The sequence below is a fragment of the Shewanella marinintestina genome, from assembly GCF_023283845.1.
GTDB lineage: Bacteria > Pseudomonadota > Gammaproteobacteria > Enterobacterales > Shewanellaceae > Shewanella > Shewanella marinintestina.
Genome location: NZ_JAKILC010000002.1, coordinates 216,681 through 236,425 on the forward strand (window position 1 = coordinate 216,681; position 19,745 = coordinate 236,425).

Sequence of the window (19,745 nt, forward strand, 5' to 3'; positions counted from 1 at the left end):
TGTATATATTGTAATTTTCTACTAAAGTTAACTAATACATAGTTTTATTAACTTGTTGAAAATGGACTTTGTACACGCGGTTTTATCAAGTTCTGCATTCATTGATGACTAAAGGAATAGCAAGTTGTGAATCAAATATGCCTTAAAGCCCTACAAGCAAGCCAATACACAGAAGTGATAGACTTACTGTCAAATCCTATTGCGATTGTTGACTATAACGGCGTGATCCAGCTGGTGAACAATAGTTGGAAAAACTTTGCATGCTTCAAGCGCTACAATGTTAATAATTGGGTTGGCTTAGACTATCTAAAATTTCACCAGCAAAATGAGCAAACCGCCTCCTCACAAACCAGTATTACTCAAACCTTAGGGAAAATACTCAGCAAAGATGTCGATTATGTTCAAGTTGAATATAAATGTGAAGAAAAGGATTGCAGTCACTTTTTTCAACTCTCGGCTAATAAGGTAAGAATTAATCATACAGATTACCTAATGGTGAGCCATGAACAAGTATTGGCAAAAGAAGAGCTAATAAAAAGCCAACAGCGCTTAAAAATCGCTGCCAATGCTGCCCAAATCGGTATTTGGGACTACGACTTAAAACAACAAGCTCTGCATTGGGATAACTGGATGTTCAAACTTTACGGTTTAAGCCCCGATAAAACCCAAGCTACCTACCAGATTTGGAAAAATAGTGTTCATCCCGAAGACTTAGCACATGCAGTCAGAGACTTTAATAAAGCTGTCAGTACTGGAGAAAACTTTGATAGTGAATTTAGAATTATTAGAGGCGATGGCGAGATTAGGCATATTCAAGCATCTGCCAAGGTTATTACCGATAAACAGAAGCTTGCGATACGGCTTATCGGATCAAATATCGATATCACCCAAAGTAAAAAATCTGAGAATAAAATTTATGAGTTAGCTAATTTTGACCACCTAACCAAACTTCCTAATATACGCTTACTTAAAGATAGGCTCAGCCAGTCATTGGTGCTGAACCGTAAATTAAGGTCCTTTAGTTCTCTATTATTTGTCGATTGCGACCATTTCAAAACCGTGAATGACCTCTACGATCATAATATTGGTGACCATGTGTTAGTCAAGCTTGCTGATAGAATTAAAGATAGCTTAAATGCAGAAGCCACCATTTGCCGACAAGCTGGCGATAAGTTCATCGTGTTTTTGCCTCATGTTTCTAATGAAAAAGTTGATGCTATGGGACAAGTCAAATCTATCGGCAGAAAATTACTACACAAAATACAGCAGCCGTTAAAAGTTAAGGGGATCAACTTTAAATTGACAGCAAGTATCGGGATAACACTATTTAATGGAGCTAATCCTTCAACGGAAGAACTATTAAAACAAGCCGAGCTCGCGATGTACAAAGTGAAAGAGTCGGGGCGTAATAACATGAGCTTTTATGACCCGCAAATGCAGACTGAAATTATACAACGTAAGCAGATGGAGACTGATTTAGAACAAGCCATTATCAATGATGAGTTTAATGTCTTCTATCAAGCGCAGGTATCAGCGGAGTATGGAGTTACTGGTGCTGAAGCCCTATTGCGTTGGTTCCACCCCAAAAAAGGATTAATCTACCCAGATAGCTTTATCCCTTTATTAGAAGAAACAGGACTTATCATTACTGTAGGTGAAAAAGTCCTCCATGATGGATGTAAAAAACTGCAGCAATGGTCGAGAACCCCAGAGTTCAAAGCATTAACCTTATCAATTAACGTTAGTGCTGTGCAATTACGCCACGAAGGATTTAGCGACTATATCAAGCAACTTGTGACTCAATTTCAAGTGCAGCCAGGAAAACTAAAACTCGAAATAACTGAAAGTATTTTCATTGAAAATATCAATGCGACCTGCGCCATAATGAATGACTTAGCGAGCTATGGAGTGCTATTTTCTCTTGATGATTTTGGTACCGGGTTTTCGTCACTTTGCTATTTAAAATCACTTCCCTTAGCCCAGCTAAAAATCGATAAATCTTTTATTAAAGATCTTTCAATCAATAACCGTGACATTGCTATATCACAAACAATTGTCAATCTTGCTAATAGCTTACAATTCGACGTTATTGCTGAAGGGGTTGAATTTGCAGAGCAAAAGGAGCTTTTACAACAAATTGGTTGTAATAACTATCAAGGTTATTACTTTCACCGCCCTGCCGAAGAAGATAAGTTTGAAGCATTCACACTCGCTTACAACAGTAACTCTATTGCAAACAAGAGTGCTCAGGGTAACCTAGAAATAGATAATAAAAACGCCCGATTAAGGGCGTAATTAAAATTGGCTAGTGCAGTATTTTTCCGCTTGATACTAGCTTTTAACTTCTAATACTTCTGGTACTTGTTGCTCATCAATACGAGTAACCAACAGCTGATCAACCTTATAGCTGTCGACATCAACAACTTCAAACTTGTAACCAGCGTGTACCACTGAATCTGTACATTTAGGGATTTTTCGCAGCATAAACATCATAAAACCGGCTATGGTTTCATAGTTATGATTTTGCGGAAACTCTTCAATATCGAGAGCACGCATCACATCAATAATTGGCGTAACACCATCCATTAACCAAGAGCGTTCATCACGAGCGATAATTTGCTCTTCACTTTCAGGTAAAGACCAAGCCCCCATCACCGCATCTTGCAGATCTTTAGCGGTAACGACACCAACAACAAGCGAGTACTCATTCATAACAATAGCAAAATCGGCACGACTGTTTTTGAAGTAGTCCATAGATTCCGACAAGCTCAAGGTGTCTGGAATAATAAAGCAATTAGTTACTAAGTTTTTATCTTTAAGACTGATGGTTTCACCATTAATAAGATAAATCAGTAATTTTTTGGCATTCACAATCCCCACAACGGTGTCTAACTGTTCATCACAAACAAGAAAGTTTGAGTGAGGCTGCTCTGCAATCTTAACCTTGATCTCTTCTTCACTATCTTGCAGTAAAAAATAAGCCAAACTTTCGCGAGCTGTCATTGCAGCAGTGACTGGAATGGTTTGCATCTCAAACACTTTTTCCATCATCAGCTGATCGCCTTTATCAAGTACGCCAGCCTCAGCGCCTGCATCCATCACTGCATAAATATCATCTGAGGTAACAGCATCATTGCGCGCAGTTTGCACTTGAAACACACGAAACACAAAGTTAGCTGAACCATTAAAAAACCACACCAGCGGCTTTAATACTACAATGCAAACCATCATAGGGCCGACAAAGGTCATGGCGACTTTTTCAGGAAATGCCATTGCTAAACGCTTAGGAATAAGGTCAGCAATTAAAATAAATAAGCTAGTCACTAAAGCAAATGATAATAAGAAACTAGTTTTATCCAGCCAAGGGCCGTCTAGCCATGAAGATAAAAAGGCATGAATATGTGGTGTAAATGCTGATTCACCTACGATACCGCCCATAATCGCTACGGCGTTTAAACCTATTTGCACCACAGTAAAGAAGTTACCTGGCTGCTCTTGCAATAACAGCACTTTATCGGCGCGAATATCGCCTTCGGCCGACAATTGACGCAAACGAATTTTACGACCAGCCGCGAGCGCAATTTCTGACATAGAAAAGAAACAACTGACTCCGATGAGGAGTAATATAATGACAGCATTATCAAAGAAGCTCATTTAGCACCTATCCTAAAACTAAAAACACACCTAACTTATTACTGCATTTAATTATTTCGACTTCGGTGATAACAAACCCACCTAAGCAAATTTAAGTATAATGACCAAGCACTATTTGCGCGAGCGCGGAGTATATCCGCAATGCAGATAACGCACCAGCTAATAAATTAGACAATGTGAGCGATTAATTTTTTATCTATTTAACTAAAGTTTACAGTGTTAACTAAGCCGCTGATTGTATAGAGAACAGCCAAGCACACCAGCCGAAAACTAACGCTCACTAAGACTGTTAGCAGTCATTTATCGCGGTAAATCTCTCTATGAATAAAGTAACAAAACGCCTAATAATCACGCTTGTTGATTTATTTTGACTTACTAACAGGCTTTTTAGAAACAAAGTCTTTAGCACTGCGCTTATTTTGGCTGCGGCGGTTGGCCTTTTTATCCCGCGGTGCGCGCTTACTTGCACCTGATGACGGTTTATCGGTGACTTCAAACCCAGTTAACGCTTCAAGCTTAAATGTGCGCTGCGTTAATGCTTCAATTGCCGCCAGAGTATCCGATTCACCATGGCACACGAGTGAAATGGCAATGCCATTGGCTCCCGCTCGCGCTGTACGGCCAATTCTGTGTACATACACAGGAGCACTAGTTGGCAGTTCAAGGTTTATCACCACAGGCAAGGCATCAATATGGATCCCTCGCGACAACAGATCTGTGGTCACCAATACTTGTAACTCGCCGGCTTTAAAATCGCTAAGGGTTTGCTCTCTTTGCTGATGGTCTTTATCACCATGCAGCGCTGATGCATTAATCCCAGCTTTAACCAATCGCTTAGTGAGTTTATCAGCCTCATCTTTGGCATTAATAAACACTAATACCTGCGACCATTTATGGGCTAATACAAGGGCTATTAACGCCCTCGCCTTATCACCTTTATTGACTAAATAGAGCAACTCCTTAATGTCGCTCACCACACTGTTAGCCGCTTGCGCACTCACCTTTACTGGCTGGCGTAGCAAGTTAACCGCTTTATCATTTAACTCTGCTGCCAAAGTGGCTGAAAACAACAAGGTCTGTCTACTCCGGGGAACAAAGCTCAGAATACGTTCAACATCAGGCCAAAAGCCCATATCCATTAGTCTATCAGCTTCATCTAACACCAGTTGTTTAACAGCGTTCAGAGAAAGGTTTTGCTGTTGCAATAAGTCGAGTAATCTGCCCGGCGTTGCCACCACAAGTTGCGGCTTATTCAATGATTGGGCTTGCTGTAACGCGCTTATTTGCGCCGTTTTATCAATGCCACCACATAAAACTGTCACTGCAATACTGCCAGAAAGCAAGCTTATTGCAGTCGTGACTTGCTGCGCTAACTCGCGCGTTGGCACTATCACTAGCCCTTCAATCTCACTGTGATTATTGTTAATCAGGGTTTGCACTATAGGTAAACCAAAGGCATAGGTCTTACCGCTACCCGTTTGCGCTAACGCCAGTAGGTCTTTTCCGGCGAGGACTGCTGGGATGGCAAGCTTTTGAATATCAGTAGCTGCAAGCAGATTATTGGGTAAATTAGATAAGATTTCGGTGCAAAGGTTTAGCTCGGAGAATTTCATAATATGGACTAATATCGACAATTAAGTGGAGTGTAGCGACAGCCAGACTATTAGTAAAATTAAGCGTTTATTTTAGGTCAAAATCCCCGTAAATCATCAAGCCTGAGATCCGTAGTTCAATCAATCGTCTTTAGCATTAAAGAAAACCAAGATTAGAGGCTGATCTCTGAGCGACTTTTAGTGTAAAATCCTCTCTTTCGTCAGCCAAAAGCCGAAGCTATAGCAAACTATCTCTTCGAGCAGGTCTTCAAGCAGGTTTTAAGCATGTCGCCAAGTCAGACTCAAGCTCAGTTTTATCTGTTGCCTAAGGATGTACAGCACGCACCAGCCGCGTCTAAATCAGCGCTGGAGCAAGTGTATTTTCTTGCCTGCCAACTAGCGCAGCGAGCCTTTACTCAACAAGAGCTAGTCTACATTCATTGCCAAGATCAACAGCAAGCTTATGCGATTGATGAATTACTTTGGCAATTTGAACCACAATCTTTCGTGCCGCATAACCTTAAAGGTGAAGGTTCGTTAGGCGGTGCACCAGTAGAAATTGGTTTTGATAGACTTGGTGCCAACAAAAAACGTCATCTTCTGATTAATCTTGCAGACCAAGTGCCGCAATTTGCGGTAAACTTTAACCAGATTATCGATTTCGTTGCTAACGACGATAGCCATAAAGCGATTGCTCGCGATCGCTACAGACAGTATCGCGCACTTGGGATAGCTCTAACGACCCAAGATATAGCAACACAACCTATTAATTTTTAGTTTGAGATAAACACGCTCCCATGGAAAAAACATATAACCCGCAGTCTATAGAACAGTCTCTTTACCAAAACTGGGAAGAGAAAGGTTACTTCAAGCCACACGGCGATGAGTCTCAAGGCAACTATTGCATCATGATCCCGCCACCAAACGTGACGGGTAGCTTGCACATGGGTCACGCCTTCCAAGACACCATCATGGATACGTTAACCCGTTACCAACGTATGAAGGGTAAAAACACCCTTTGGCAGGTCGGTACTGACCACGCAGGTATCGCCACACAGATGTTGGTTGAGCGTAAAGTCGCCGCTGAAGAAGGTTTAAGCCGCCACGATCTTGGCCGTGAAAACTTTATCGACCGTATCTGGGACTGGAAAGCGCAGTCGGGTGGCACTATCACTAAACAGCTACGTCGTCTTGGCGCATCTGTAGATTGGGATCGTGAACGTTTCACTATGGACGAAGGCATGTCTGACGCCGTACAAGAAGTGTTTGTACGCCTATATGAAGATGACCTAATCTACCGTGGTAAGCGCCTTGTGAACTGGGACCCAACCCTGCACACTGCTATCTCTGACTTAGAAGTTGAGAACAAAGAAAAGCAAGGCAGCATGTGGCATTTCCGCTACCCGCTAGCCGATGGCGCTTTAACAGCTGACGGTAAAGACTACCTAGAAGTCGCAACGACTCGTCCAGAAACCATGCTTGGTGACAGCGCAGTTGCGGTTCACCCAGAGGATGAGCGTTATCAGTCACTTATTGGTAAGTTTATTCTGCTACCCATCGTAAACCGTCTTATCCCAATCGTTGCTGATGACTATGTGGATATGGAGTTCGGTACAGGCTGTGTGAAAATCACTCCTGCCCACGACTTTAACGACTATGAAGTCGGTAAGCGTCACGAATTACCTATGTACAACATCCTAACTATCGACGCATCGATTCGTTCAAGCGCTGAAGTAGTGAATACCGACGGCACTGCAAACAACGATTTAGATAACAGTTTACCAGAGCGCTATGCTGGTCTTGATCGCTTTAAAGCACGTACCGCTATCGTTGAAGAATTTGAAACACTAGGTTTACTAGGCAAAATCGATCCACACGCATTGAAGGTACCTTACGGTGACCGCTCTGGCGTTGTTATCGAGCCACTATTAACAGACCAGTGGTATGTTGCTGTTGCACCTATGGCTAAGACTGCAATGGAAGCTGTTGAAAACGGTGACATCAAGTTTGTACCACAGCAATATGAGAACATGTACAACTCTTGGATGCGTGACATTCAAGACTGGTGTATTTCACGTCAGCTTTGGTGGGGTCACCGTATCCCTGCATGGTACGACGAAGCCGGTAAGGTTTACGTTGGCCGTGATGAAGCTGAAGTTCGTGCTAAGCACAAGCTTGACGATTCAGTGGTTCTTCGCCAAGACGCCGACGTACTAGATACTTGGTTCAGTTCTGCATTGTGGACATTCTCGACACTAGGCTGGCCTGAAGATACTGCTGAGCTTAAAGCTTTCCACCCAACAGATGTGTTGGTAACGGGCTTTGACATCATCTTCTTCTGGGTTGCCCGTATGATCATGATGACCATGCACTTCATCAAAGATGAAAACGGCAAGCCACAAGTTCCATTTAAGACTGTTTATGTAACTGGCCTTATCCGTGATGAAGCGGGTAACAAGATGTCTAAGTCTAAGGGTAACGTACTTGATCCATTAGACATGATTGACGGTATCGATCTTGAATCTCTAGTTGAAAAGCGTACTGGCAACATGATGCAGCCACAGCTTGCCGCTAAGATTGAAAAGAGCACCCGTAAAGAGTTTGCCGACGGCATTGAGCCGCACGGTACTGACGCACTGCGCTTTACTCTAGCGTCTATGGCGTCGACAGGCCGTGACATTAACTGGGACATGAAGCGTCTTGATGGCTACCGCAGTTTCTGTAACAAGATCTGGAACGCATCACGTTACGTGCTGATGAACACTGAAGTACAAGCGGATGATGCAAGCGATGATGCAATTGGTGAAGCACTAGATTGTGGTCAACTTCTTGTTGATGGCAAGCCGGGCGAGATGGAACTATCTCTTGCTGATCGCTGGATCATTGGTCTATTCAATGAAACCGTTAAATCTTTTGACGAGCACATGGCGAACTACCGTTTCGACTTAGCTGCCAACACGATTTATGAGTTCACTTGGAACCAATTCTGTGACTGGTACTTAGAGCTAACCAAGCCAGTAATGCAAAGCGGCACAGATGCGCAGCTTCGTGGTACTCGCCATACTTTGGTTACTGTACTTGAGCAGATGCAGCGTCTAATGCACCCAATCATGCCATACCTAACAGAAACTATCTGGCAGCGCGTTAAACCGCTTGCAGCAGTTGAAGGCGACAGCCTAATGCTAGCTCCATTCCCTGAGTATCAAGCCGATAAAGTTGATGCTGCTGCGATGGAAGATCTTGAGTGGGTTAAGCAAGTGATTGTTGCGGTTCGTAACATCCGCGCCGAGCTAAACATCGCACCTTCTAAGCCGCTAAACGCTCTATTACGTGGTGTGAGCGAGCAAGATAAGGCACGCCTTGAAGCTAACCAAACTTTCTTCAAGACGCTAGCTAAGCTTGAGTCTATGACGATTCTAAGCGACGGTGAAACTGCGCCAATGTCAACTACACAGTTAGTGGGCAACATGGAGCTATTGATCCCAATGGCTGGCTTAATCGATGTGGCTAAAGAAGTAGCACGTATCGACAAGTTACTTGAGAAAGCTGCTGGCGAATACAAACGTATCGAAGGTAAGCTATCTAACCAAGGTTTCGTTGCTAAAGCCCCTGCTGCCGTGATTGAAAAAGAACGTGCTAAGCAAGCTGAATATCAACGAGATATGGATAAGCTAACTGAACAGAAAGCTGAACTTGCTAAGCTAGAAGGCTAACTCTAACTAGTTTAATACTGGCTTCCATCACGGAAACTAGACATTAAAAAAGGGCTGTCATCGACAGCCCTTTTTGTTATTTCAATTTTATATTTCAGTCTAACTGCACCGAAACCTAATTAAACCCGGTAATAAGCAACTTCTTGCTGCATTGATTCAGCAAGGCTAGCAAGCTCGAGAGTCGCAGCTTGGGTTTGCTCTGCGCCAGCTGCGGTTTGATCTGAAATATCACTAATATTAGTAATGTTACGATTTATCTCCTCAGTCACTAAGCTTTGCTCTTCAGACGCCGTCGCAATTTGGGTATTAAGTGCGTTAATTTGCTCGATACTACTCATTATCTGCGATAGAGCATCACCAGCTTGCTGAGACTTACCTACGCTTAACTTTGCTTGCTCTGTGCCACGCTGCATCATCAACATTGAATCACGAGCCCCGTGCTGCAAACGTTGGATCATTATCTGGATCTCTTCAGTCGAATCTTGAGTACGTTTAGCTAACGAGCGCACTTCATCAGCCACTACCGCGAAGCCACGTCCTTGTTCACCCGCTCGAGCTGCTTCAATTGCTGCGTTAAGCGCAAGCAGATTAGTTTGCTCAGAAATCCCTTGAATAACATCCACCACAGAGCCAATTTCATCAGATGACTTAGACAAAGATTGCATAGCCACGGTTGCACCATCCATCTCTGTAGATAAAGTGTCTATCACAGAGATACTTTCATTTACAACCATTTGGCCATGCTGGGCAGCTGTATTGGCTTCTGTTGATGCCGTTGCGGCAGCTTCTGCACTTTGTGCGACATCCCGTACTGTTGCGGTGAACTGATGAATAGCCGCAGCAATCTGTTGAGTCTGTTGTTGCTGGTCTAAAACATTACGCTGTGTTTGGGTTGATACAACTGAGTTCTCTTCCGCAGCGCTAGCTAAGCGAGAAGTCGACACATGAGTATTTTGCACCGCTTGTTGGAAGCGAGAAGCTATTTGGTTAACGTAAGAGGCAATATGCGAAAACTCATCGTCACCACCAATTTCAATTCGGCGCGTTAAATCACCACCAGCAATATTATCAGCAGTCTTTTCAAGCTCGGTAACCGACGTACCTACTCTGCGAACAATAAGGGTTAGGCTAATAGTGATAACTAACATGCTGAGACTAGAAAACAGCGCAACTAATACCATATACACCTGCATATTTTGATTAAATAGCGCAAATGTTTGCTCCCCCTCTTCAATCTGCAAAGCAAGAAACGACTGCGCTTCTGCAGTAATTGTTTTAAATAGGGGGTTAATTTCGCTTAATAAAACCTGATTGGCAGCCTGATACTTTTCTTGTTGCAATGCTGAAATCGTAGGGGTAAAACCTACAATAACCACTTTATCTAACAAGCTTTTTAACTCATTAGCTTGTTGGCGCTCATCAGCATCTAAATCTGCACTTAAAATCTTATTTTCAACAATATCTCTTAGAGTCTTAATAGCAGCTTGTGCCTGCGCAATATGCAATGACAAAGGGTGATTGTGCATCTCAGCAAACTCACTACTTGGGTCATGTTGAAATGCCAATAATAGCTCGCTGCGAGCCGTTGCTAACTCACTTAATAAATGGCCAGCACTAATACTATGCTGCATACCTTGGGTATGCAGCTGTTCTATCGAATCACCAGCGTCTTGCATGCCTGTAATCCCTTTGTATCCTAAAAATAGGAATGAGATCACCGTTAGAAACACAATAAACTTAAGTTGAAATCTCACTGATTTACACAACGAAGCAAAGCCTGCTTCTGGTTGCTGACTACGACGGATCTCATCGTGCCCCAACTGATCGATTGATACAGACATTATAATCTCTGTTCCTTACATGTACTGGTGCTATCAAAAAATCAACTAAATAAATAAAGGCTTAAGTATCTAGTGACCATTTTTTGCTAGAGCATAGACAAATTGGCCTAATTTGATACACAAAGATAAAGACAGCGTAAGAATTATTGAGGTTGCTCACAGGGTTCCTAAAAATCCTATTCACCCAAATCGTCATTACATAGCTAAAGCTCAGTATTTAAGCAGGCTTAGACTTAATGATGACAGCGCAAATAGTTCGTACCAAGGAGACCTTAATGAACAGAAGAAGCTAAAAAACAAATGCTGAGTCAATTTGATGACAGCGTCAACAAAATGACTTAACCATTGTTTTTTAACGATATTTAATACATTCAATTGCTTTAAGTATAAAAAATACTCAGAATGTAACCAAATTGCATGGAGTGTTAAAAAAATGAAGCAATGGCTTTTATCGAGTTTTATATTATTAGGCCTATCAGCATGTGGTGGTTCAGATGATCCATCTACTGATGGCAACGAAGGAAATATCACGCCACCTGCGGCTCAAGCACCGACAGTGGAATTAGGTGATCCTATTACCGCATGGAATGACAATCAGTTTACGGTGTCGGCCGATGTAGCAACTTATGCTACTGGAACGCCTAGCTTTGAATGGCAACAACTTTCAGGCCCTGAGGTCGTATTATCCAACTTCAGCATAGATAACGTGACTATCGATGCCACTGCATTAGAGAACAACGCTCAGATAACACTCAGTTTAAGTGTTACCGACAGCATTAACCAGACGGCCACCGATAGCATCACCCTGCAATTAAACGATAAAATCAGCACTGCAATGCTTAGTGGAGATGCCGCTATCGCACAAGGCCAATCACCCAAAATAATAAAACGGGCGATAAAGCATATCGAACAATACCGGGCTGATGGTGCTTCACTGTTAAATGAAATCTACCAAAAAGACGCTGTTGTATACGACCAGGGGCGCCATTCACAGATGATTAGCTTATCTGGTGCAGAACATGCTTATCCACAAAGTAAGGCCTACGCCATTGTTACTGGCAATAAGGGACTAACCTTTGCCGCAACTAACGATATAAAGGGTCAGCGAAATGCTGCCTTCGGAACCGATATTATTTCGAGCATGGAGCAAGGTAACAACTCAGCGTTTGAAGCCAGCTTCAAACGTTTATTAGCCTGGATGTTGGCTCAAGATGAAGCCTCGGCAGCAGAAGTGCAGCAAGTAAGACTGTTTTTGATGAGTGGTAATACTGTCACTCGTATTAATAATTGGATTGGCAAGCATTACCCAAATTGGCAGGTAGAAACCTGTAGTGATGCCGCCAGTTTAAGCAGCTGCTTGGGTGAAGCGCAACTTGTTATCACAGGCTCTTCAGAACTATTTACTATCGACACAGTAAAGCCCCTTATTGCTCAAATCCAGAATAATAAGCAACCCTTACTCTATGTGCACTTGCATAGTTGGAATAGTAAGCCTCTAACTCAAACTGTACTTAATCCTATGGGCTTTGGCATGCAAGGGCCTGGTGGCCCAGGCAACTACTTCGCCCAAGATAAAGCCGATTGGTCGTCAGTCACAGCGATGCTCAAAAACTTCAGTGCCTTGGAAAAAGAGCAGTTGTGGTTAGCTATGTTTGATTCTCAGCAAGTCGATTTTAACTTAGCCAACTGCGCAAGTAGTTGTGACGACCTATTTAGTAGTGCTTATCGTTCCGCGTTATCAAGAATACGCAGCAATATTCAAACCATAGAAAGCAGTAAAATCGATATATTCAGTCAGCCAGATTACTCGCTGTATAAGTTACTAATCCTTTTAGGAGACAACTACCGCCAAGATATTCAGTATCCGATGGATGTCATCACAACTGACTCTTTGAACTACCTAAAAGCTTATTACGCCAACCATAGCGTATATAACTACCGTGATATCAATGCCGTACCAAAAGATTTAGGTAACTTTAGCCGCACCGACTTTAGCCATGTAACGCCAACAAACAAAGACGTAAGCTTAACAAGCAAGAAAGGTTTTCGCTCAGCTGGTGTGTATGCTTTACCAGGGCAAACCGTCAGCATAACGCGTAACGATAATAGTCCTGTCCGTACTTGGATATTTATTAATACACTGCGTTCAGGCTCGACCCATGAGTTTGCAACAAATGGTTATAACCGCCCTAAACTATTACAATCGACTCATATCGAAGTAAAAGCAGGTGAAACCATTAAGTTCACCAGTCCCTATGGTGGCCCAATGCAAGTTAACTTCGACGTCGGAGACTTTGCTACCGAGTTTACTTTTAAACAAGTTGGGCTACACCCATATTGGCGTAACGGCATTGATGGCAACCAATTTATGCAAGCATTGGCAGCTAACCAATATGACTGGGCAGAGCTCGCAACTGATCACTTCGAGGTTCACTCAAAACTCGATAAAATGCAACAAACTATGGACCATGAGCCACTTTGGAATACACCAGAAAAGATGGCCGATGCAATTATGACTCAGGTACATAATTACCCACATTTACTTGCTGGCTTTAAAGGACCATTTATCGATGAAGTCTCAGAAATCACCGATTTTGCCGCCAGCAAAGGTTGGCAAATAGATACCATTGATACCGTTAAACATATGAATGCCGACCAACCAACTTGCGGTGCAGGTTGTTCAGGTAATCCTTACGATGCTAGCTGGTCATTTAGCCCTACTGGCCATGGCGATATCCATGAACTTGGCCACGGCCTCGAGAAAGGTCGTTTGCGCTTTGATGGTCATGATGGTCATGCTTCAACTAACCCTTACTCTTACTACACAAAGTCACGCGCTTACACTGAACTTGGAAAGCTGCCTTCATGCCAAGGGTTAAATATTGATGATGAGTTTGCAGTGTTACAGGCTAGCGTTAATCAAGCAGATCCCTTTGCTTACATGCAGGCAGCTAAACTAACCAGTTGGTCAAATGGCATGGCAACCATGTTACAAATGATGGTTGCAGCCCAAAAGCACGGCGCGCTAGAAAATGGCTGGCACCTACTTGCTAGAGTGCATATTTTGCTACGAGAGTTTGAAAGGGCAAAAGCCGATGAGCAGACATGGCAGCAAAAGCGAGCCCAACTTGGCTTTGATCAATTTAGCTTAGATGCCGCCCAAAAAATCTCTAATAATGATTTCTTAATGGTTGCAATGAGTTATTCAACTCAGCTCGATTATCGACAGCTGTATCAGATGTGGGGACTGGCAACGACTCAAGCCGCACAATCTCAAGTCAGCTCATTTGGATATACTGCCGTTGCTAAACAGGTTTATATTTATGCGCCCGGTGATTACTGTAAGAGCCTAGACTTGCAGCCTGTTGCTGTTGACGGTGTTTCACCTTGGCCACTATAACTATCACCTAGAGTCCACCAGACAAAGCCATCTGATTTTTAGATGGCTTTTTATTTGCTTGAATACTACGTTTACAACATCAACAATATAGATTAAGTTTTAAACAGAGATATTTAACTTGAGTCTTGAAATAGGTAGATTTTTTAGCAAAAAACTTAATTGTTTTAAGGCCAAGATTTGTAATGAAGACAAAAAGGACATCAATTTATGGATACCAACAAGCTGTTACTCATCATCATCGCGATTTTACTACCGCCAGTGGCAGTCTTTCTCAAAAGCGGTGTAGGTAAAGACTTACTGATCAATATTATTTTATGTCTACTGTTCTTTATTCCTGGTTTACTGCATGCGCTCTGGGTCGTGACTAAATAATCCAAAGTTAATCTGTTAATAACTGAAATGTAAAAGCCTAACTCAAAGTCAGGCTTTTATCTTTTATATAATTAAAACCTACTCAAAGAAGCGCTCTGTTCAAGCTGTTGTTTCACTAACTCAATCATTGCTTGGGCTGCAAAAGAAAGGCTTTGCTGCTTGCGCCAAAACAGCGATAACTCCCAGCGTAAGTCTTCACTAGCAAGAGGTACATTTACTACAGCATCAACCCGATAACGTTCAGCAATAATTTGTGGTAACACCATTATCCCCGTGCCCGCAGCCACCAGCGCAATACCAAAATCAGCATGGCTAACTCGAGTAATTTCAGCCGGGACAAAGCCTACTTTATCACAGGCATCTAAAATCAACTCATAAAGGGCATATTCCGGCTCAAACATTACCTGAGCCAGAGAGGCTAAATCTTTAAGCTGTAGTTGTTTAAAGCTTGCCAATGGATGCGTCTTGGGCACAACCACCACCATAGGGTCGTTACGAATACGTAACCCATCAAACTCACCATCGAATGCAATGATCCCAGTTGCGAGCTCTATCTCATTCTTTTTCAGTGCTATCGTCTGTTCAACGCCACCACGCACTAATAACTGCATATCCACTTTAGGGTAAAGCTGCCTAAACTTGGCGATAACCGGGGCAAAGAGCTCTGCACTACCTAATGGTGCTAAACCTAGCTTTAAGCTGCCCCCCGTTAAATGCCGTAAACTATCAAGCTCCAGCAACATATCTTTGCGACCTGCAAGCAACAACTGTGCATGACGATAAACCACTTCACCTGCTGCTGTTAGCTTTATCTGAGTACCGCGCTTTCCTCGCTCTAGCAGCACCATATCGAGTTCTTCTTCAAGCATTTTTATCGCTTTTGAAAGTGCTGGCTGAGTCAAGAATGCAATGCGACTTGCCTTAGCAAAACCACCCGCATCAACTATCTGCGTAAAATACTGTAGCGCTTTAAGATCCATTTGGATAACCATAATTTATAGATTGCATCATTAATATTCATTTTTTCTATTAATTAAGCAAGCGTAAACTAACCTCAACCTATCTAGACTGTTAACGTTGAAATTACCATGACTTTTTTTGGCAGACTCGCCCCCTCTATAATAAAACGCAGCGCTTTAGCAGCAATTCAGGTTTGTGGATTCTGTTTATTCGCATGGGCTTGTCAGAGCGTAGCGACAAAAGTGTCTTCTCCTATACCTGGTAGCGTTATAGGGCTAGCAATTTTATTGCTATTACTCTGCCTAAAGTTAGTACCGGAAAAAAGCGTTAATTTAGGTGCATCTTGGTTGATAGCAGAACTACTACTGTTTTTTATCCCCCCCGTTGTTGGCGCAATAAAGTATCAGCCCTTACTCGCAAATTATGGCGTAGAACTCATTGCCGCAATGCTTGCAGCCAGTACCTTAGTCCTTATTGGAACAGCGTATACAGTCGACAAACTTTTTAAGTTTGAGCATCAACAAAACCTTAAACGACAGCAGAAAAAAGTGAATGCACAGGTCATTCACCTTCCTAGCACCGATTCAACCTCTAACTTGGCTACTAAAGAGCAAAAAGCAGCATGAACCACATCAATATTGGCTTGTTTTGTTTAGCGCTGACACTAGTCAGTTACTATGCCAGCAAGGCACTATACAAAAAGCAGCACAAAACTTGGTTTGCCCCCATCATTATTGCTCCAGCACTGATTTTGATTGTTGTCGTCACATTGAAAATAGATGTCGCAGATTACTTCAGCTATAGCCACTGGCTAGCGGCAATGCTAGCACCTGCAACCATCGCTTTTGCGGTACCTATCTACCGTGAGCGTCTGCTAATAAAACAATATCCACTGACATTAAGCTTAGGAGTGATAACAGGTTTATTTCTCGGCCTTGCATCATCCTGGTTACTCGTAAAATGGACTCACTTACCACCCGAGCTTTCCCACAGTTTAATGGTTCGTTCGGTTTCAACCCCTTTTGCGGTCGAAGCCACAACGGCCTTTGGCGGTGTCCCTGAACTTACCGCTATGCTAGTACTGCTTACCGGTATTATTGGAATGTTGATTTGCGAGCCTTTGTTTAAAATCGCTAAGATAAATAGCTCTATAGCAAAGGGCGTAGCGTTGGGTGCTTCTGCCCATGGTGCAGGGGCAGCGAAAGCGACAGAGATTGGCCGACAAGAAGGCGTAATTGCCAGCCTCACCATGATTTTTACTGGTATTGTTATGGTAATTGCAGCACCACTGTTTGCAACGTTAATCAACTAATGGCCATCAGTTTAGACTTTTACCTATTGTTATATAAGCAACTCGCTATTCACTATGCGTCACTAATTCATAATTAACTTATTACAACATGCTATACAGCTATCGATTACCAAGCCTATGTCTAGGCTTTTTCATTATGATATTTCCAACTAAGTAACTTCCATCAATACATCGCTTTACTGGTACCAATAACTGCAGCAGAGTGCGTTTAATACTGGCTGTATCACCAAAGCAACAATTAACACTTTGGCGTTTAACAACAAATTAGGTAAAGTGTCTGCTGCAATTACAAGCTTGCAGCGTTTTGGTAAAGAATCACACGTTCTACGAACCCAAAACCAACACAATAAAAACATACAAAATAACTATAAATAATTAGAAAATTTGAAGGGAAAGTTATGAGCGATTCGAAAGATACTTATGCAGATAACGACCTACGGGAAGTTAAGCAGCTGGGTATGTGGGCCTCTATTGCCAGCTTAAGCTATATATTCTGGATTGTAGGCGGCATGGAGCTGGTTGAGCGAATAGCCTATTACGGCGTAAAAGCCAGTGCAGGTCTTTATGCTAAAGCCCCAACCTCTGAAGGTGGCCTTGGTATTAGCCTAAGCGATTATGGTGTCATTATCGCGATCTGGGCATTTATGCAGACCTTTATTCCTGTTTTTACAGGCGGGATCTCTGACCGCGTCGGTTATAAAGAAACTATTTTTGCATCCACCCTCATTAAGATTGCTGGCTATCTAGTGATGGCATTTTTCCCAAGTTTTTATGGATTCCTATTCGGTGCCATATTACTTGCCGGTGGTACAGGTATATTTAAACCGGGGATCCAAGGAACTTTAGTCCTATCAACAGGTAGACAAAATACCTCGATGGCTTGGGGTATTTTTTACCAAGTCGTTAATATTGGTGGCTTCCTTGGTCCGCTAGTCGCAGTGCATATGCGCCAGCTTTCTTGGGACAATGTGTTCTACGCTTGTGCAGCAATAATCTCTCTCAACTTCTTGTTCTTGCTTGCCTATAAAGAGCCAGGTAAAGAAGAGCGTATGGAACGCAACCGCAAAATTAAAGCCGGTGAAATCCATCAAGAAGCACTTTGGAAAGATGCATGGCATGAGCTAAAAAAACCTGTGGTTATCTACTACATGCTTGTATTTGCGGGCTTTTGGTTCCTGTTCAACTCGCTATTTGACGTATTACCTATTCATATTGCGGAGTGGGTCGATACCAGTGTTATTGTGACTTCACTTTTTGGTCCTGAAGGTACTTCTAATGGTTTCTTCCAGTTCTGGTTAGGCCTTGATAATACTGGTACAAAAGTAATGCCTGAAGGCATGCTTAACCTAAACGCAGGTATGATCATGACGACCTGCTTCCTAGTCGCAGCCTTAACTGCAAAATACCGAATTACTACAGCTATGCTTGGCGGTTGTTTACTGAGTATCTTGGCATTTGTGCTAATAGGTGCAACTAATGCAGCTTGGATGATTGTATTAGCTATTGCCATGTTCTCTTTCGGCGAGATGATGATCAGCCCAAAGAAAAATGAGTTTATGGGCAACATTGCTCCAGAAGGCAAAAAAGCTATGTACCTGGGTTTTGTGATGTTACCTCAAGGTATCGGCTGGACATTAGAAGGCTACTTTGGTCCTAAACTATATGAAATGTACGCATCTAAAGAGATCTTCTCATTAGAGTTGCTTGCTCAGCGTGGCATGAACCCAAGTGAAATTAGTGCAATCCCACAAGGTGAAGCTTTTAGTACTTTGGTAGCCTATACAGGTGAGCCAGCTCAAGAGCTCACAACGCTGCTGTATAACACCCATAATATTGGTATGGCTTGGTACATTATTGCTGCTATTGGTTCTATCTCAGCAGTCGGTATTTTCCTTTACGGTAAATGGCTATTCAAATTGCAGCAACGTTAATCTCTAGCGAGTTAAGCTATAAATTACAGATACAAAAAAGCTGACCAATAGGTCAGCTTTTTTTATCGCTTTTAACTATGCATTATCGGAGATAAATGATAATTGGTGGTTAGCTTAAGCGGCTTGTTTTTCTGCAGCAGGCTCGTATGCAGCGACTGCAACTGGGCCTACTGGTAAAATTACGCGGCCAAACTCAGCATTTAATACTTGAGCCATGGCAAAGTAAATCGCACTTAAACCACAGAAGATACCTTCGTAGCCAGCGATAGTGCCGATTAACTCGCTACCGGTGAAATCACGAGCTGCAAGTAGGAAGAACAAAATCGTTAATGAAGCAAATACAACTTGCTTAGCACGTGGGTAACGTAGAGAACCTACAAATAGCGCAGCAGTAAACATGCCCCACAATAGTAAGTACCAACCCATAAATGCTGCTGGGCTAGCGGCTAGACCCATCTTTGGCATAACAATTAAGCCAACCAAAGTTAGCCAAAATAGACCGTAAGATGTGAATGCAGTAGTACCAAAAGTATCACCGCGCTTAAAGCACATAATACCAACGATAACTTGAGCGATACCGCCGTAGAAAATCCCCATTGCTAGAATCATAGAGTCAATTGGGAAAAAACCTGCGTTATGGATGTTTAATAGGACGGTAGTCATACCGAAGCCCATTAGACCAAGTGGAGCAGGATTAGCTAGTTGTGTAGACATTGAGTTCCCCTACAGGAAGTATTCACTAACAAATGCACCTCACTTAAAAGGCACATTATTAAATTAAGTTAATTTGAGCGCGCGCATTCTAGTTGAAAGCGATAACGGTGGGCAAATCTTCAGTTAAGCGAAGCGAAGGGTAAACTCATAGCAGTAAAAGACATTTAAACAATAATATTCAACAACTTAATTAAAAAACAGCCATTAATAGCCATCACCCCAGCCGCAGCCCAACCAAGATCACACAACAAGCAAC

Annotated in this window: 13 protein-coding genes; 8 read left to right on the forward strand and 5 right to left on the reverse strand. The window is 42.5% G+C overall.

Translation table 11 applies throughout. The annotated features are described in order from the left end of the window. The first annotated feature begins 126 nt into the window (after positions 1–126). Complete coding sequence (locus L2747_RS03320; RefSeq protein ID WP_248997676.1) at positions 127–2,295, forward strand: putative bifunctional diguanylate cyclase/phosphodiesterase; 2,169 nt, start codon at positions 127–129, stop codon at positions 2,293–2,295. Positions 2,296–2,331: 36 nt separating this feature from the next. Here the strand turns inward: L2747_RS03320 and paeA are convergent, their stop codons facing one another. Both paeA and L2747_RS03330 read right to left on the reverse strand, forming a co-directional pair. Next, positions 2,332–3,654: a polyamine export protein PaeA gene (paeA, locus tag L2747_RS03325; RefSeq protein WP_248997677.1), complete on the reverse strand. Its 1,323-nt coding sequence runs from the start codon at positions 3,652–3,654 to the stop codon at positions 2,332–2,334. A 362-nt stretch (positions 3,655–4,016) separates the two neighbouring features. Continuing rightward, the gene (locus L2747_RS03330; RefSeq protein WP_248997678.1) at positions 4,017–5,267 is read right to left on the reverse strand and encodes a DEAD/DEAH box helicase; all 1,251 of its coding nucleotides are present in this window, start codon (positions 5,265–5,267) and stop codon (positions 4,017–4,019) included. A gap of 264 nt (positions 5,268–5,531) precedes the next feature. On the opposite strand from L2747_RS03330, the gene L2747_RS03335 reads away from it, so the two are divergent. Both L2747_RS03335 and L2747_RS03340 read left to right on the forward strand, forming a co-directional pair. Further along, positions 5,532–6,023: a DNA polymerase III subunit chi gene (locus L2747_RS03335; RefSeq protein WP_248997679.1), complete on the forward strand. Its 492-nt coding sequence runs from the start codon at positions 5,532–5,534 to the stop codon at positions 6,021–6,023. Between the two features lie 20 nt (positions 6,024–6,043). After that, the gene (locus L2747_RS03340; protein WP_248997680.1) at positions 6,044–8,959 is read left to right on the forward strand and encodes a valine--tRNA ligase; all 2,916 of its coding nucleotides are present in this window, start codon (positions 6,044–6,046) and stop codon (positions 8,957–8,959) included. Between the two features lie 119 nt (positions 8,960–9,078). Here the strand turns inward: L2747_RS03340 and L2747_RS03345 are convergent, their stop codons facing one another. Then, complete coding sequence (locus L2747_RS03345; protein ID WP_248997681.1) at positions 9,079–10,800, reverse strand: methyl-accepting chemotaxis protein; 1,722 nt, start codon at positions 10,798–10,800, stop codon at positions 9,079–9,081. Between the two features lie 433 nt (positions 10,801–11,233). Here L2747_RS03345 and L2747_RS03350 point away from each other — a divergent pair, with 433 nt between their 5' ends. Both L2747_RS03350 and L2747_RS03355 read left to right on the forward strand, forming a co-directional pair. Further along, the gene (locus L2747_RS03350; RefSeq protein ID WP_248997682.1) at positions 11,234–14,200 is read left to right on the forward strand and encodes an ImpA family metalloprotease; all 2,967 of its coding nucleotides are present in this window, start codon (positions 11,234–11,236) and stop codon (positions 14,198–14,200) included. A gap of 207 nt (positions 14,201–14,407) precedes the next feature. Further along, positions 14,408–14,572 carry a YqaE/Pmp3 family membrane protein gene (locus L2747_RS03355; protein WP_012144718.1) on the forward strand — a complete coding sequence of 55 codons (165 nt, stop codon included), beginning with the start codon at positions 14,408–14,410 and terminating at the stop codon, positions 14,570–14,572. Between the two features lie 71 nt (positions 14,573–14,643). Here the strand turns inward: L2747_RS03355 and L2747_RS03360 are convergent, their stop codons facing one another. Beyond that, positions 14,644–15,552: a LysR family transcriptional regulator gene (locus L2747_RS03360; RefSeq protein WP_248997683.1), complete on the reverse strand. Its 909-nt coding sequence runs from the start codon at positions 15,550–15,552 to the stop codon at positions 14,644–14,646. A gap of 222 nt (positions 15,553–15,774) precedes the next feature. Between L2747_RS03360 and L2747_RS03365 the strand changes: the two genes are divergently transcribed. The 3 genes from L2747_RS03365 to L2747_RS03375 all read left to right on the forward strand — a co-directional run bounded on the left by L2747_RS03365 (position 15,775) and on the right by L2747_RS03375 (position 18,775). Next, a complete protein-coding gene (locus L2747_RS03365; protein ID WP_248997684.1) occupies positions 15,775–16,158 on the forward strand; it encodes a CidA/LrgA family protein in 384 nt (127 codons plus the stop codon). Further along, positions 16,155–16,844 carry an LrgB family protein gene (locus L2747_RS03370; protein ID WP_248997685.1) on the forward strand — a complete coding sequence of 230 codons (690 nt, stop codon included), beginning with the start codon at positions 16,155–16,157 and terminating at the stop codon, positions 16,842–16,844. The genes L2747_RS03365 and L2747_RS03370 overlap by 4 nt, the downstream gene beginning before the upstream one ends. A 398-nt stretch (positions 16,845–17,242) precedes the next feature. Further along, positions 17,243–18,775 carry an MFS transporter gene (locus L2747_RS03375; protein ID WP_248997686.1) on the forward strand — a complete coding sequence of 511 codons (1,533 nt, stop codon included), beginning with the start codon at positions 17,243–17,245 and terminating at the stop codon, positions 18,773–18,775. A 114-nt stretch (positions 18,776–18,889) separates the two neighbouring features. On the opposite strand, the gene L2747_RS03380 is transcribed toward L2747_RS03375, so the two are convergent. Then, entirely contained in the window at positions 18,890–19,489 is a 600-nt protein-coding gene (locus L2747_RS03380; protein WP_248997687.1) for an acetate uptake transporter, read from the reverse strand. Between the last annotated feature and the right edge of the window lie 256 nt (positions 19,490–19,745).

What these genes read in the sequence shown, in the direction of transcription:
- paeA (WP_248997677.1), bottom strand. Translation starts at nt 3,654, where the DNA reads ATGAGCTTCTTTGATAATGCTGTCATTATATTACTCCTCATCGGAGTC.
- L2747_RS03330 (WP_248997678.1), bottom strand. Translation starts at nt 5,267, where the DNA reads ATGAAATTCTCCGAGCTAAACCTTTGCACCGAAATCTTATCTAATTTA.
- L2747_RS03335 (WP_248997679.1), top strand. Translation starts at nt 5,532, where the DNA reads ATGTCGCCAAGTCAGACTCAAGCTCAGTTTTATCTGTTGCCTAAGGAT.
- L2747_RS03340 (WP_248997680.1), top strand. Translation starts at nt 6,044, where the DNA reads ATGGAAAAAACATATAACCCGCAGTCTATAGAACAGTCTCTTTACCAA.
- L2747_RS03345 (WP_248997681.1), bottom strand. Translation starts at nt 10,800, where the DNA reads ATGTCTGTATCAATCGATCAGTTGGGGCACGATGAGATCCGTCGTAGT.
- L2747_RS03350 (WP_248997682.1), top strand. Translation starts at nt 11,234, where the DNA reads ATGAAGCAATGGCTTTTATCGAGTTTTATATTATTAGGCCTATCAGCA.
- L2747_RS03355 (WP_012144718.1), top strand. Translation starts at nt 14,408, where the DNA reads ATGGATACCAACAAGCTGTTACTCATCATCATCGCGATTTTACTACCG.
- L2747_RS03360 (WP_248997683.1), bottom strand. Translation starts at nt 15,552, where the DNA reads ATGGATCTTAAAGCGCTACAGTATTTTACGCAGATAGTTGATGCGGGT.
- L2747_RS03370 (WP_248997685.1), top strand. Translation starts at nt 16,155, where the DNA reads ATGAACCACATCAATATTGGCTTGTTTTGTTTAGCGCTGACACTAGTC.
- L2747_RS03375 (WP_248997686.1), top strand. Translation starts at nt 17,243, where the DNA reads ATGAGCGATTCGAAAGATACTTATGCAGATAACGACCTACGGGAAGTT.
- L2747_RS03380 (WP_248997687.1), bottom strand. Translation starts at nt 19,489, where the DNA reads ATGTCTACACAACTAGCTAATCCTGCTCCACTTGGTCTAATGGGCTTC.